Source organism: Cytobacillus sp. (assembly GCF_032154635.1).
In the GTDB taxonomy this organism is placed as follows: domain Bacteria; phylum Bacillota; class Bacilli; order Bacillales; family Cytobacillaceae; genus Cytobacillus.
In genome coordinates, this window is sequence record NZ_JALDXW010000001.1 from 13087 (window position 1) to 25816 (window position 12730).

10 protein-coding genes and 1 pseudogene are annotated in these 12730 nt (G+C 38.5%); 9 read left to right on the plus strand and 2 right to left on the minus strand.

The annotated features are described in order from the left end of the window. Positions 1-28: 28 nt before the first annotated feature. From RUH74_RS00095 to RUH74_RS00105, 3 genes and pseudogenes are all read left to right on the plus strand, one after another. Positions 29-658, plus strand: coding sequence for a helix-hairpin-helix domain-containing protein (locus tag RUH74_RS00095; RefSeq protein ID WP_313798211.1), 630 nt, complete (start codon positions 29-31; stop codon positions 656-658). Positions 659-753: 95 nt separating this feature from the next. Beyond that, positions 754-1209 (plus strand): annotated as a pseudogene (locus RUH74_RS00100) (ComE operon protein 2); the annotation flags it as partial. Positions 1210-1297: 88 nt separating this feature from the next. After that, complete coding sequence (locus tag RUH74_RS00105) at positions 1298-3622, plus strand: DNA internalization-related competence protein ComEC/Rec2 (RefSeq protein WP_313798213.1); 2325 nt, start codon at positions 1298-1300, stop codon at positions 3620-3622. Between the two features lie 201 nt (positions 3623-3823). Here RUH74_RS00105 and RUH74_RS00110 read toward each other — a convergent pair whose 3' ends face one another. Further along, on the minus strand, positions 3824-3958 hold the full coding sequence (locus tag RUH74_RS00110; protein WP_075209192.1) for a YqzM family protein: 135 nt from the start codon (positions 3956-3958) through the stop codon (positions 3824-3826). A 415-nt stretch (positions 3959-4373) separates the two neighbouring features. On the opposite strand from RUH74_RS00110, the gene holA reads away from it, so the two are divergent. Then, positions 4374-5405: a DNA polymerase III subunit delta gene (gene holA / locus RUH74_RS00115; RefSeq protein ID WP_313798214.1), complete on the plus strand. Its 1032-nt coding sequence runs from the start codon at positions 4374-4376 to the stop codon at positions 5403-5405. A gap of 140 nt (positions 5406-5545) precedes the next feature. Here the strand turns inward: holA and rpsT are convergent, their stop codons facing one another. Beyond that, complete coding sequence (rpsT, locus tag RUH74_RS00120) at positions 5546-5812, minus strand: 30S ribosomal protein S20 (RefSeq protein ID WP_313798215.1); 267 nt, start codon at positions 5810-5812, stop codon at positions 5546-5548. Positions 5813-6087: 275 nt separating this feature from the next. Between rpsT and gpr the strand changes: the two genes are divergently transcribed. The 5 genes from gpr (at position 6088) to hemW (ending at position 12633) form a co-directional block, all read left to right on the plus strand. After that, complete coding sequence (gpr, locus tag RUH74_RS00125) at positions 6088-7209, plus strand: GPR endopeptidase (RefSeq protein ID WP_313798216.1); 1122 nt, start codon at positions 6088-6090, stop codon at positions 7207-7209. A 250-nt stretch (positions 7210-7459) separates the two neighbouring features. Further along, positions 7460-8668, plus strand: a complete 1209-nt coding sequence (gene spoIIP / locus RUH74_RS00130) for a stage II sporulation protein P (RefSeq protein ID WP_313798217.1) — start codon at positions 7460-7462, stop codon at positions 8666-8668. Positions 8669-8687: 19 nt separating this feature from the next. Next, on the plus strand, positions 8688-9032 hold the full coding sequence (locus RUH74_RS00135; protein WP_313798218.1) for a YqxA family protein: 345 nt from the start codon (positions 8688-8690) through the stop codon (positions 9030-9032). A gap of 414 nt (positions 9033-9446) precedes the next feature. Continuing rightward, entirely contained in the window at positions 9447-11282 is a 1836-nt protein-coding gene (gene lepA, locus RUH74_RS00140; protein WP_313798219.1) for a translation elongation factor 4, read from the plus strand. A 217-nt stretch (positions 11283-11499) separates the two neighbouring features. Next, positions 11500-12633 carry a radical SAM family heme chaperone HemW gene (gene hemW / locus RUH74_RS00145; RefSeq protein ID WP_313798220.1) on the plus strand — a complete coding sequence of 378 codons (1134 nt, stop codon included), beginning with the start codon at positions 11500-11502 and terminating at the stop codon, positions 12631-12633. Positions 12634-12730 lie beyond the last annotated feature (97 nt).

Genomic DNA, 12730 nt, shown 5'->3' on the forward strand with positions numbered 1-12730 from the left:
TTATGCTAAAAAAGAAAGGATGATTTAGGTGATTGAATGGATTAAAGCCAATAAATATTTTGCGATAGGTGGGATCATTGTGTTCCTTGCAGGTGCTTATTTTTTTCTCGAACCGGTATCAGAAGATAACAATGTGTTTGATAAGGAGGAGGAATGGCTAACGAGTGAAGGGACAGTGGAAGAGGAAAGAGAGGAAGAGGAAGATGAAGGACAAGAAGTAATTGTCCTTGTAGATGTGAAGGGTGCTGTAAATAAACCAGGCGTCTATGAGGCTGAAGGTGAAGACCGGGTGATTGATATGATTAACAAGGCTGGCGGATTGAAAGAATCTGCAGATGAGGAGAAGATTAATTTTGCAATAAGAGTAGAGGATGAAATGGTTATATATGTGCCTGAAATAGGTGAGGAGCTGGAGCAGGAAAACGGAATAACGATGGCGATAGGAGGAACCGACCAAAAGGATGGAAAAGTAAATATTAATACTGCTGATGATACTGAGCTCCAAACTTTAACTGGCATAGGACCTGCAAAGGCGGCTGCTATTATTGATCATCGTGAGAAAAATGGCCCTTTTAAAGCAATTGAAGAGTTGAAATTAATTAGCGGCATCGGAGAAAAGAGCTTTGAAAAATTAAAAGATCAAATAAAAGTAAAATAAAGAAGCCATTGACCCATTTTTCATAGGAGCTTACACTTGATGGTAAGGTGGAATTTTACGAGAATTTGTCGAAAAAAATGGGGAGAGTGGGAAGAATGGAAAGAATATCTTGGAATCAATATTTTATTGCTCAAAGTCATTTGCTAGCATTAAGAAGTACATGCACAAGATTATCTGTTGGAGCAACGATTGTCAGGGATAAGAGGATCATAGCAGGCGGCTATAATGGGTCGATTGCCGGCGGAGAGCATTGCATTGATGAAGGCTGCTATGTGGTAGATAATCATTGCATTAGAACAATCCATGCGGAAATGAACGCGCTTCTTCAATGTGCGAAATTCGGTGTGCCAACAAGCGGGGCAGATATATACGTTACGCATTTTCCATGTCTGCAATGCTCTAAAGCGATTATTCAAGCTGGTATTAAAACGGTTTACTACTCAAAGGATTATAAAAATCATCCGTATGCGATGACCCTTTTTGAAATGGCAGGGGTAAAGGTCGAACAAGTAGTAGGTAATGAGATCTCAATCGAATTTCATTCACAAAAAGATAAATAAAGAAAAATGATAGTGAGGATCATCACCTTGAATGATGGTTCTCACATAACATTTATTAGGAAAAGGGAGAATAGTAGATGTGAAAGGAAGCTGGATTTATTTTTCCGTCACCGCATTAGCGGGAATACTAGCAGCTTTTGTCCATTTTGTTGTCTTTATTATCGTTTTCTTTTTTCTGCTTTTATTTCTATATAAAATAAAAGGTTTTTCGATAAAAAATCTTTTCATTATAAGTTTGATTTTTTTTCTCTTTTTACTAAGAAGCGAACTGGTTGAAAAGGCAAATAGAACGAATCTTGCAGCTGATGAGACTAATTTCCATATTTTATTCCAGAAGGATTTAAAAGTAGATGGAGATCGTCTGTCAGTCGTTGGTAAAGATATTATCCGCAAAGAAAAAATCGTTATTTCCTATCAAATAAAAACGGAAAAAGAGAAAAAGAGGGTATTAGAAAATCTAAAAACTGGAATAGCTTGTAAGGTAACAGGCACACTTTCAGAACCGAATACGGCAACAAATGTGAATGCCTTTAACTACAAGGAGTATTTACTAAGAAATCAAATTTTTTGGATATTAAATGCCGACCAGGTAAAATTGTCGCAATGTACTTCGCTAAAAAAAACCCCCTTGTCCTTCTTACAGGGTGTTAGGGAAAAGGGCATTCAATATATACAAGCCAATTTTCCAAACGAATCTGCCCCATTAGCGACCGCTCTCCTTTTTGGAGAACGGGATTACATGGACACCGATATATTAGAAACATACGAGAAACTTGGTATTGTGCATTTGTTAGCAATATCAGGTCTTCATGTCGGTATGCTGGCAGGTATGATTTATTATTTAGGGATTCGCATCGGGATAACAAGAGAACGAATGACGATCGGATTATTACTGTTTTTACCTTGTTATATAGTACTTACAGGTGCTGCCCCTTCGGTGATTCGTGCTGTATCCATGATGGTTCTTTACTTATCATTAAAAAAGTGGAACATCCACACGATAAATACAATTGATATTATTAGCATGGTTTTTCTTGTGTACACTTTTTTTACCCCATATGTCATTTATGATGTAGGATTTCAGCTTTCATTCAGTGTCAGCTTCGCACTCATCCTTTCTGCGCCATTCCTCCTGCGAAAATTCCATGACGCGATTCCGCTTTTGTTAGCAACATCATTTATTTGTCAATTGGCAGCAATGCCTACCATGATTTATTACTTTTACGAAGTTTCTCTTATTTCTATTTTAGCCAATGTGATCTTTATTCCCTTATTTTCATTGATTATATTGCCAGCCAACTTTCTCTTATTTCTTCTTCATTTGCTATTGGGGGGGACGATTGAGTTCCTTATTCAATCACTAAATTTACTCATTATAGCAATGAATGACCTCGCACGGCAGCTATCACTTTTTCCTCATGCCATGCTTACTTTTGGCAGGCCCTCCACATTTGTCATTCTCTTATATTTAGGGAGCATCCTGTTATTTTTCTCATTATGGGAGCGTATGAAGGGAGTGAAACGTTTTTTGCAAGCTTTGCTTTTCCCACTCAGTATTATGAGCGTTCATTTATTGGGAAATGCGTTATCTCCCTATGGAGAAATTACTTTTATCGATGTTGGGCAAGGAGACAGCATCTTTATTAAACTGCCATTTGGAAGAGGGAATTATCTAATTGATACAGGAGGGACCATTCCATTCAATACAGAGGAATGGAAGGTAAGAAAAAAGGAATATGAGGTCGGAAAAGAGGTTGTTGTTCCATTTTTAAAGAGCAAGGGAATTGTAACTATTGATAAACTTATTTTAACGCACGGGGATGCGGATCATATCGGCGGTGCTTTATCCATATTGAAAGAACTTTATGTAAAAGAAATCATTCTACCCAAAAACTCACAGTTATCAGAGCTGGAAAAAGAATTGCTAACAGTGGCGGAAAGGAAGGAAATCCCATCTCGTTTCGTAAGTGCAGGTGATAGCTGGAAAACTGGAAAAACTATTTTCCATATTGTTTCACCGCAAGCTGGAGTGGAGGTGGAGCGCAACAATGGTTCGATTGTGCTCCTTGTAAAATTGGGCGGGCTTAGTTGGCTTTTCACAGGTGACTTAGAAGAAGAGGGAGAAGTTCAATTAATAAATGCTTACGATAAATTAAAAATTGATGTCCTTAAAGCCGGTCATCATGGCAGTAAGACTTCAACAACAATATCGTTTCTCGATCATCTTGATCCAAAGATTGCTGTCATTTCAGTAGGAAAAAATAATCGTTATGGCCACCCAGCCGAAGAGGTGCTGATGAATTTGAATGAACGAAAGATAAAAATCCTTCGAACAGATCGGCATGGAGCCATTACTTATATTTTCAAAGGAGAAACTGGAACCTTTTCTGCCGTGCAGCCATAAAATAATATAAATCAAATGAACAAGCGAAAGAGGCTGAAAACTCTCAGCCTCCCCAAAATCTCTGTACTGTTATCTCCTGATGCCATCGGCTCTTTAGTTAAAGATAATCCGGTAAAAAAGGAAAATTACACCCCTTCTGCCAGCTCGTCTTGTGCTTGTTGCCAAAAACCGGCACCTTTCGCCATTCTTTCTATGTAGTCATTAAGATCCAATTACTTTAATGACTGTTGCAATAATAAACACTGTTGCGAAGAAGCCGAAAGATACGATGAATCCAATTCCAGAGTCAATGGCATCATTCTGCTTATATTGGACGTCTTTTTCAAATTCGTTCACAGTCTACCCCTCCTATTTCCTATATAGTATAAGGCATTAGAATGAAAAAATCTAGCGTTCCTCGAGGCTTTTCCACTTGTGACAAGAGTTGTCACAAATAAGTAAAGAATGTGAGGAAAGAATAGTATTACATTGGTGCACCGTCGCGACAAGAGTATCCTAGGCCTCTTGTTTCGACGTTCTATATAGATGGAGGAATTGACATTTTAAATGATGTGTCAATTCCTTTTGTATTTTTTAACACTGTCAACATCGGTTCGCACAGGCTCACCGTGTTTCCTTTATCGAAAGAACCGGCCCTTCCAGTTTGTACGGCGATGATCAAGGCGCTTTCGCTTTTCTTATTACTTGTCAAACGCTTCAAGCTTCATTAGGATTAGAATAGGTAATCCTAATGTGAACGGAGCGAAGGCAAGTGATTTTTGATCTTTGGAAACAAATTAAAGCAAAAAAGTTTCATTCATTATATTTATTATATGGTCCGGAAGCATTTCTAATCAATGAGACGAAAGAGCTGCTGATCAGCCATTTATTAAATGAAGAGGAGATTGATTTTAATCTTTCTTCTTATGATTTAGAGGAAACTCCCATTGATGTTGCGCTAGAGGATGCCGAAACGTTTCCGTTTATGGGGGAAAGAAGACTCATTTTTTTGCAAAATCCAGTTTTTCTTACTTCTGGTAAAACAAAGGAGAAAGTCGAGCATAACCTGGCAAAGCTCGAAACCTATCTAAAGGAACCTTCCCCTTATTCCATTGTTGTTTTTACTGCTCCATATGAAAAGTTAGATGAACGGAAAAAAGTTACAAAGGAATTAAAGAGAAGTGCTGCGATATTGGAAGCGAAAAAGCTGAGTGAAGCTGAACTGAAGGGATGGATAAAGGAACGGTCTGCCATAAATGGAGTGGAAATTGATGATAAAGCAACTGAAATGCTGCTTACATTAGCTGGCACAAATTTATTTACACTTACTAGTGAGGTAGATAAGCTTGCATTATACATGGGTTCTGGATCGGAAATTGATGAAGAAACCGTAGAACTGCTTGTCTCTCGGTCTTTAGAACAAAATATCTTTTCTTTAATTGATAAAATAGTGAACAGACATGTAGAAGGAGCATTAAGGATCTATTATGATTTATTAAAGCAGAATGAGGAACCTATAAAAATCCTTTCGCTAATAACAGGTCAGTTTAGGCTCATTTATCAAGTGAAAGAGCTTGCACGAAGGGGATATGGTCAACAGCAAATTGCTGGACATTTGAAAATTCATCCATTTCGAATAAAACTTGCTGCTGGACAGGCCAGGCTTTTTGCCGATGAAGAGCTTGCTCATATAATAAACCTGTTAGCAGAAGCGGATTTTCAAATGAAAACAGGTGGAATGAATAAAGTAATGTTAATTGAGATGTTTTTATTTCGATTACATGATCGAGCTTACAAAAAATAGGCTGGCTAAGTTAATCTTAGCCAGCCTATTTTTTGTAGTGCCTGGTACAGTGCTTATCGCCTATCAAACTGATCAAGGCGCCTCCGCTTTTCGCGTAAAATAAAAGGCTATCCATGAAAGATAGCCGTTATTCTTTAAACTTATGCGTTTAAAGCGTTCATTTTTTTTGTTAAACGAGATTTTTTACGAGCAGCAGCATTTTTGTGGATTAGACCTTTTGCAGCAGCTTTATCTAGCTTACGAGCAGCTTCAGCAAAAGAATCCTTTGCAGCAGCAGCATCATTAGTAACGATTGCAGCTTCAACCTTTTTAACAGCTGTACGCATAGAAGATTTAACAGTCGCATTATGAGCGTTACGAGCTTCACTTGTTTTCACACGCTTAATAGCAGATTTAATGTTTGGCATTCCATTCACCTCCTACAAAAAGCATCGAGATTATATTAACTCGACTTTCACATCATTCATTAACAATCAAATATTAAGAACAAGTGATATTTTATCAAACACTCCGTCCTTTTGCAATACTCTTCGTCTATTTTGATAAGCTGAACTCATAAGCAGAGAGAAATAGAGTGAAAGAGTGGCTTGCCATTTAATGAATGTTTTTCCATATAAACGGAAAAGATAAAAGAAAGTCCTGTTTTTTGACGGCTTAAGAGAAGAATGCGAGGGGGATCAACTTGGAAGATTTAGATCTAAGCAAATACACGGTTAGAACGGACCTTGCTATTGAAGCACGGGAAATGGCAATAGCGGATCAAGGAAAGCATGTACATGATCAGGAAGATCTTTCACAAATTGAAGGGGTTATTATAAAAGAAAAAGAAGAGGAAGATATTAAGATTTCCTTTGTTGAAGTAACGAAGGAAGGGGCAACTGCGATTGGGAAAAAAGAGGGAAGATATTTAACGCTTGAGGCTGTTGGAATTCGTCAACAGGATACGGTCATGCAGCAAAAAGTAGCTAAAATATTCGCTGGGGAATTTGCCCGGTTTTTAAAGCAGCTTGGAATTAAGGAGGATGCTTCATGCTTAATTGTTGGTTTGGGGAATTGGAATGTGACACCTGACGCTCTTGGACCACAAGTTTGTGAAAATTTGCTCGTAACCCGTCACCTTTATCATCTCCAGCCAGAAAGTGTGGAAGAAGGGTATCGCCCAGTCAGTGCGATTGCACCAGGAGTTATGGGGTTAACTGGAATTGAAACGAGTGATATCATCTTTGGCGTTGTTGAAAAGACGAAGCCAGATTTTGTTATTGCTATCGATGCCTTGGCATCAAGATCCATAGAACGTGTGAACTCAACCATTCAAATTTCAGATACAGGGATTCATCCAGGTTCAGGAGTTGGAAATAAACGTAAAGAAATAAGCAAGGAAACACTAGGAATTCCAGTTGTTGCAATCGGGGTGCCGACAGTAGTTGATGCTGTTTCAATTACAAGCGATACGATTGATTTTATCTTGAAGCATTTTGGCAAGGAACTGAAGGAAGGGGGCCGGCCATCAAGAGCATTGGCTCCTGCTGGTATGACATTTGGGAAAAGAAAAAAGCTCACAGAGGAAGATTTGCCGGAGGAAGAGCATCGAAAGGCATTTTTAGGCATGATAGGAACGCTGCCAGAAGATGAAAAGCGGAAGTTAATTTATGAAGTTCTCTCTCCGATTGGCCATAACCTCATGGTAACGCCGAAAGAAGTAGACGTATTTATAGAAGACATGGCAAACCTAATTGCCAATGGCCTAAATGCTGCATTGCACAGCAATGTAAAACAGGAAAATGCCGGCTTCTACACAAGATAATAAGACAAGTTCTATTCATACAGACGGGACATGGGGAGACGGGACATGGGGACAGGTCCCTTGTCCCAGACATCGTAATGTAAATAAGCGTGATACCGGTAACTAAAATGTACAAATGATGATCGCAATGTTCCCTTATCGAATTTGTATCTTAATTTTGTGAAAAAATAACCAAATAACATGTTTTGAGTTCTATCTTCTCTAGCAAAGTCATATGAATTACTAGACTTGCATAAAGAGAGGTGGAACGATGAAGCCCTTAAAACCCAATGGGTTTATTGTTTTTGTACAAGGGACGAGCATTTTAAAAATCTGTGGAGGCTTTCTTTTATTTTTATTTTTAATCTTTTCAATTAGTGGTGTACTTACGTCCTTAAAGCCTGAATTTCGCATCAGCTCCTCATCTGTCAATACAGCAACAAATAAAGTGACAGGTAAAATGCTGTATCACTTGCTTGGCTGGGAAAATCACCACCTATTGCAAGTATTAGGAGAAGAGAAGGACAAACCGACTTTGATGAACTTTGTTTTTAAGCTATCTACGAATATTAATTTGGATGATCCGCGCAGTTTATTAGGAAGAGAGCTGCCATCTTTTTCTATATATGACAGTAAAATTGTCGTTGCGAGCGAAGGAACCGACTATACAAATATGCCAATGGAGTCTACCCCTCCTCTAGAAGTGCTGAGGGCAGAGCAAGAAGCGACCTTGCAGAATACAGAGAATATTGATCCTCCATCAGGGGGTGGAATTCAAGTGCCTGATACTGGGTTAACAACGGGTGGACGAAAAGTTGTTCACCTATACTTTTCGCATAATCGTGAATCTTATTTGCCGTATTTAAAAGGAGAGACAGATCCCAATAGAGCATATCATTCCCAATTAAATGTGACAAAAATTGGGGATAAATTGAAAGAAGAACTTGAAAGTCGCGGGATTGGTACTTCCGTTGATAAAACGGATATTAATGCGATATTAAATGAAAAAAAACTTAAATTTAGGGAATCCTATCGCGAATCTAGATCAGTCGTACAGGCAGCAATGGCTGGAAACAAGGATATACAATATATTATTGATATTCATCGGGATTCACGAAGAAAAGAACAAACAACACTTTCAATTTATGGTGAAAAGTATGCCAAGTTAGCCTTTGTAGTTGGTGTAGATCATCCAAATTATGAAAAAAATCTAAAGCTTGCTACGCAAATGCATAATTTAATTAACGAAAAATATCCTGGGTTAAGCAGGGCTGTAATAAAAAGTGGAGGAGAAGGAACAAACGGTAAATATAACCAAGATCTATCCGAAAACGCCATGCTCATCGAGTTTGGCGGTGTGGACAATACATTTGAAGAGCTTTATTTATCAGCGGGTGCGCTCGCAGATGTTTTTAGCGATTTTTACTGGCAAGCAGAAAAGGTCAATCAGCAGACACAAGAACAAACAGATAAAAAATAAAATGGATAGGTGATTTGTTATGAAGTGGTTTATGGTGAAAACCTTTTGCCTTATCTCCCTTATGTTTATTGCGGTCTTATTTGGCATGCAGCTTGCGAATGAAGGCATCCATAATATGAAAGGCTATGATGATGCAAATTTTAAAGCTGCATTCACTGTAAATGAAAATGAAGGAGGGGAGCTTCAAGCTTCCATTCTAGGGAACGATATTTCCAGCCATGACTTGCAGCGGAAAAAAGAGAAGCTTGAAGAAATGAAAGCTTATAATTTCTTTTCATCTTTAGGAAAGTCGCTCTCGGATGGGATATCAAAGGTTACGGAAACTACGATTCACCATATCACTAAACTCATAAATGGAGAATAACGGCTGTGATTCCGACAGTCGTTTTTTCTTTTGAAAAAACACCAATCACTCCAAATCCTTCTCGATTCTGTTTAGCATTGAATCTTCATAAACGTACTGCTATAATCAAAAAATAGTGCATGTTCGAATAAACGTAAAAGAATGGCTTTTTTGAAGGTAGATGGATGTCTAGCTCCGGGGTTGCAAGAGGAACCTGGTGCTTTTCTAAGTATCAAAAAGTATTACTTTAGAGTAAGAGAATTGTCTAGCTACAGCGCCTATCGCCTATCAATCTTCAGGCCCGCTCCCTACGATAAGTCGACATCAATTCGCTTTCGCTCATTGTGTCTTCTATATCTCAGTCGCGATCCTTCCAGTTTGTCCGGCGATGAACAAGGCGCCTGCGCTTTTCTAAGTAGGAGTGAAAGAAAAATAATGAACAGAGAAGAAAGATTAAAAAGGCAAGCCAAAATCCGGAATTTTTCCATCATTGCTCATATTGACCATGGGAAATCAACATTAGCTGACCGTATTCTTGAAAAAACGAATGCATTGACTTCACGAGAAATGAAGGATCAGCTGTTAGATTCCATGGATTTAGAAAGAGAACGTGGAATTACAATTAAACTAAATTCCGTTCAATTAAAATATAAAGCGAAAGATGGAGAAACTTATATTTTCCATTTGATTGATACACCGGGACATGTCGACTTTACTTACGAAGTTTCCCGCAGCTTAGCTGCCTGCGAAGGAGCAATCTTAGTAGTTGACGCAGCACAAGGGATTGAAGCACAAACGCTCGCAAATGTTTATCTGGCACTTGATAATGATTTAGAAATTCTTCCAATCATTAATAAAATTGATCTTCCGAGTGCAGATCCAGAACGAGTAAGAAATGAAATTGAAGAAGTCATCGGACTCGATGCATCTGAAGCTGTTCTTGCTTCTGCGAAAGCTGGAATAGGAATTGAAGAAATATTGGAACAAGTGGTTGAAAAGGTACCTGCACCAACAGGTGACCCTGACGCGCCATTAAAAGCACTCATATTTGACTCTCTTTTTGATGCGTACCGAGGAGTAGTTGCCTACATTCGTGTAGTCGAAGGGACTGTAAAGGCCGGAGACAAAATAAAAATGATGGCAACAGGGAAAGAATTTGAAGTAGTTGAAGTCGGCGTATTTTCACCGAAGGCACAGGTGCAAGATGAATTAACAGTTGGGGATGTAGGTTTCTTAACGGCATCGATTAAAAATGTTGGTGATACACGTGTAGGGGACACCATTACTAATGCGAAAAATGGAGCTACAGAAGCATTGCCTGGTTACCGAAAATTAAACCCAATGGTGTATTGCGGACTTTATCCAATCGACAGCGCGAAGTTTAATGATTTGCGGGAAGCACTTGAAAAGCTGGAGTTAAATGATTCTGCCCTGCAATTTGAACCAGAAACCTCACAGGCATTGGGCTTTGGGTTCCGATGTGGTTTCCTTGGATTGCTTCATATGGAAATTATTCAAGAGCGGATCGAACGTGAATTTAAAATTGATTTAATCACGACAGCTCCTAGTGTTATTTATGATGTTATTATGACTGATGGCACACAAGTAAAGGTAGATAACCCATCAAATATGCCGGATCCGCAAAAGATTGACCGAGTGGAAGAGCCATATGTAAAAGCAACCATGATGGCGCCAAATGATTATGTTGGTGCGATTATGGAACTTTGTCAGGCAAAGCGCGGAATTTTCATCGATATGCAATACATGGATGAAACGCGTGTAAATATTATTTACGAAATCCCATTATCCGAAATTGTCTATGATTTCTTTGATCAGCTGAAATCAAATACAAAAGGCTATGCTTCTTTTGACTATGAATTAATTGGCTACAAGCCATCTAAGCTTGTAAAAATGGATATCCTCTTAAATGCGGAAAAAGTCGATGCATTAAGCTTTATCGTCCATAAGGATTTTGCTTATGAGCGTGGAAAAGTCATTGTTGATAAGCTAAAGGATCTTATTCCTCGTCAACAATTCGAGGTTCCTATTCAAGCAGCAATCGGACAGAAAATTGTTGCTCGTTCAACCATTAAGGCGATGCGCAAAAACGTTCTTGCTAAATGTTATGGTGGGGACATTTCCCGGAAAAGAAAGCTTTTAGAAAAGCAAAAAGAAGGGAAAAAACGGATGAAGCAAGTAGGTTCTGTCGAAGTTCCGCAGGAGGCATTCATGGCAGTCCTAAAAATGGATGACAGCGGTACGAAAAAGTAAAGATAATTGCATTGTAAAGGGAGGTTGGATATGCTTTTTAAATAAAGCAGATCAGCCTCTTTTTATATGGGCAATAAAAATAAAAAAATCGGTCACCTTTTTTGAGCAAGCCTTTATGTACGAAGTAATAACCAGCGCGGCGAAAGGAAGGTGACCGCCATTTAGATTAGACCAGGCTCTTGATTTTACAAGTTATTTTAATAAAGGTAGTGAAAAAATGATCAAAGCAGCATACATTCATATTCCATTTTGTGAGCATATTTGCCACTATTGTGATTTTAATAAAGTATTTCTAAAAGGGCAGCCTGTTGATGAGTATCTTGATTCACTAGCAAAAGAAATCGAGCTGACGCTAAATGAAACCCCAACAGAACATTTGGAAACAATCTTCATCGGCGGCGGCACGCCGACGGCATTGAATGAGCAACAGCTCGAAAAGCTTTGCCAAATCATCAAGACCCATCTTCCTTATAGCAATAAAACAGAATTCACTTTTGAGGCAAATCCTGGGGATCTCTCCGAAGAAAAACTGCGGATTTTATATCAAGCAGGAGTGAATAGAATTAGCTTTGGAGTTCAGACTTTTAATGAAGAGCTATTAAAGCGGATTGGAAGAGTTCATCGGGCCAAAGATGTTTTTCAATCGATAGCCTTGGCCAAAAAAACCGGTTTTGAAAACATAAGTATCGATCTTATTTATAGTTTGCCTGGACAAACCATATCCGATTTTAAAGAAACATTGGGGACCTCTTTTACTCTAGATATCCAGCACTACTCGGGCTATTCCTTAATTATTGAACCAAAGACTGTTTTTTATAACTTAATGCGCAAAGGCCAGCTTCCATCACCTGGTGAGGATGTTGAAGCAGAGATGTATGAAGTATTGATGGAGGAAATGGCGAAGCATGGGTTTGAACAATATGAAATCAGTAATTTCTCTAAACCGGGCTTCGAGAGCAAACATAATTTAACTTATTGGGATAATGAATGGTACTACGGATTTGGTGCAGGTGCACATAGTTATGTGAACGGCAGTCGAATGTCTAATCATGGTCCATTAAAAAAATATATGGATGCGGTAAATAATGACAGATTACCAATTCTCGAGAAGCATCCGGTAACAAAAGTGGAGCAGATGGAAGAAGAGATGTTCCTCGGACTGAGGAAAATAGCTGGAGTTCCCATTCTGCGGTTCAAAGAAAAATTTGCTGAAAACCCCTTATCTTTATTTGAAGAAGAATTAAAAACCCTTACCGCAAGAGATTTAATTCAAGTGAACGATCAGCACATTTGTTTGACGAAGAAAGGACGCTTTTTAGGCAACGAGGTTTTTCAGTCATTTTTAAAATAGCTAGCTAAACAGCATTCGACAGATTACCTCAATAGTTTACAAAAATTACTTTATTGAAGATGGCATATTAAATGCAAAAATCTAGGTAAATGAATTG

Excerpts from the sequence above, each read along its gene's own strand:
- lepA (WP_313798219.1), top strand. The coding sequence starts at position 9,447 with ATGAACAGAGAAGAAAGATTAAAAAGGCAAGCCAAAATCCGGAATTTT.
- RUH74_RS00135 (WP_313798218.1), top strand. The coding sequence starts at position 8,688 with ATGAAGTGGTTTATGGTGAAAACCTTTTGCCTTATCTCCCTTATGTTT.
- rpsT (WP_313798215.1), bottom strand. The coding sequence starts at position 5,812 with ATGCCAAACATTAAATCTGCTATTAAGCGTGTGAAAACAAGTGAAGCT.
- hemW (WP_313798220.1), top strand. The coding sequence starts at position 11,500 with ATGATCAAAGCAGCATACATTCATATTCCATTTTGTGAGCATATTTGC.
- spoIIP (WP_313798217.1), top strand. The coding sequence starts at position 7,460 with ATGAAGCCCTTAAAACCCAATGGGTTTATTGTTTTTGTACAAGGGACG.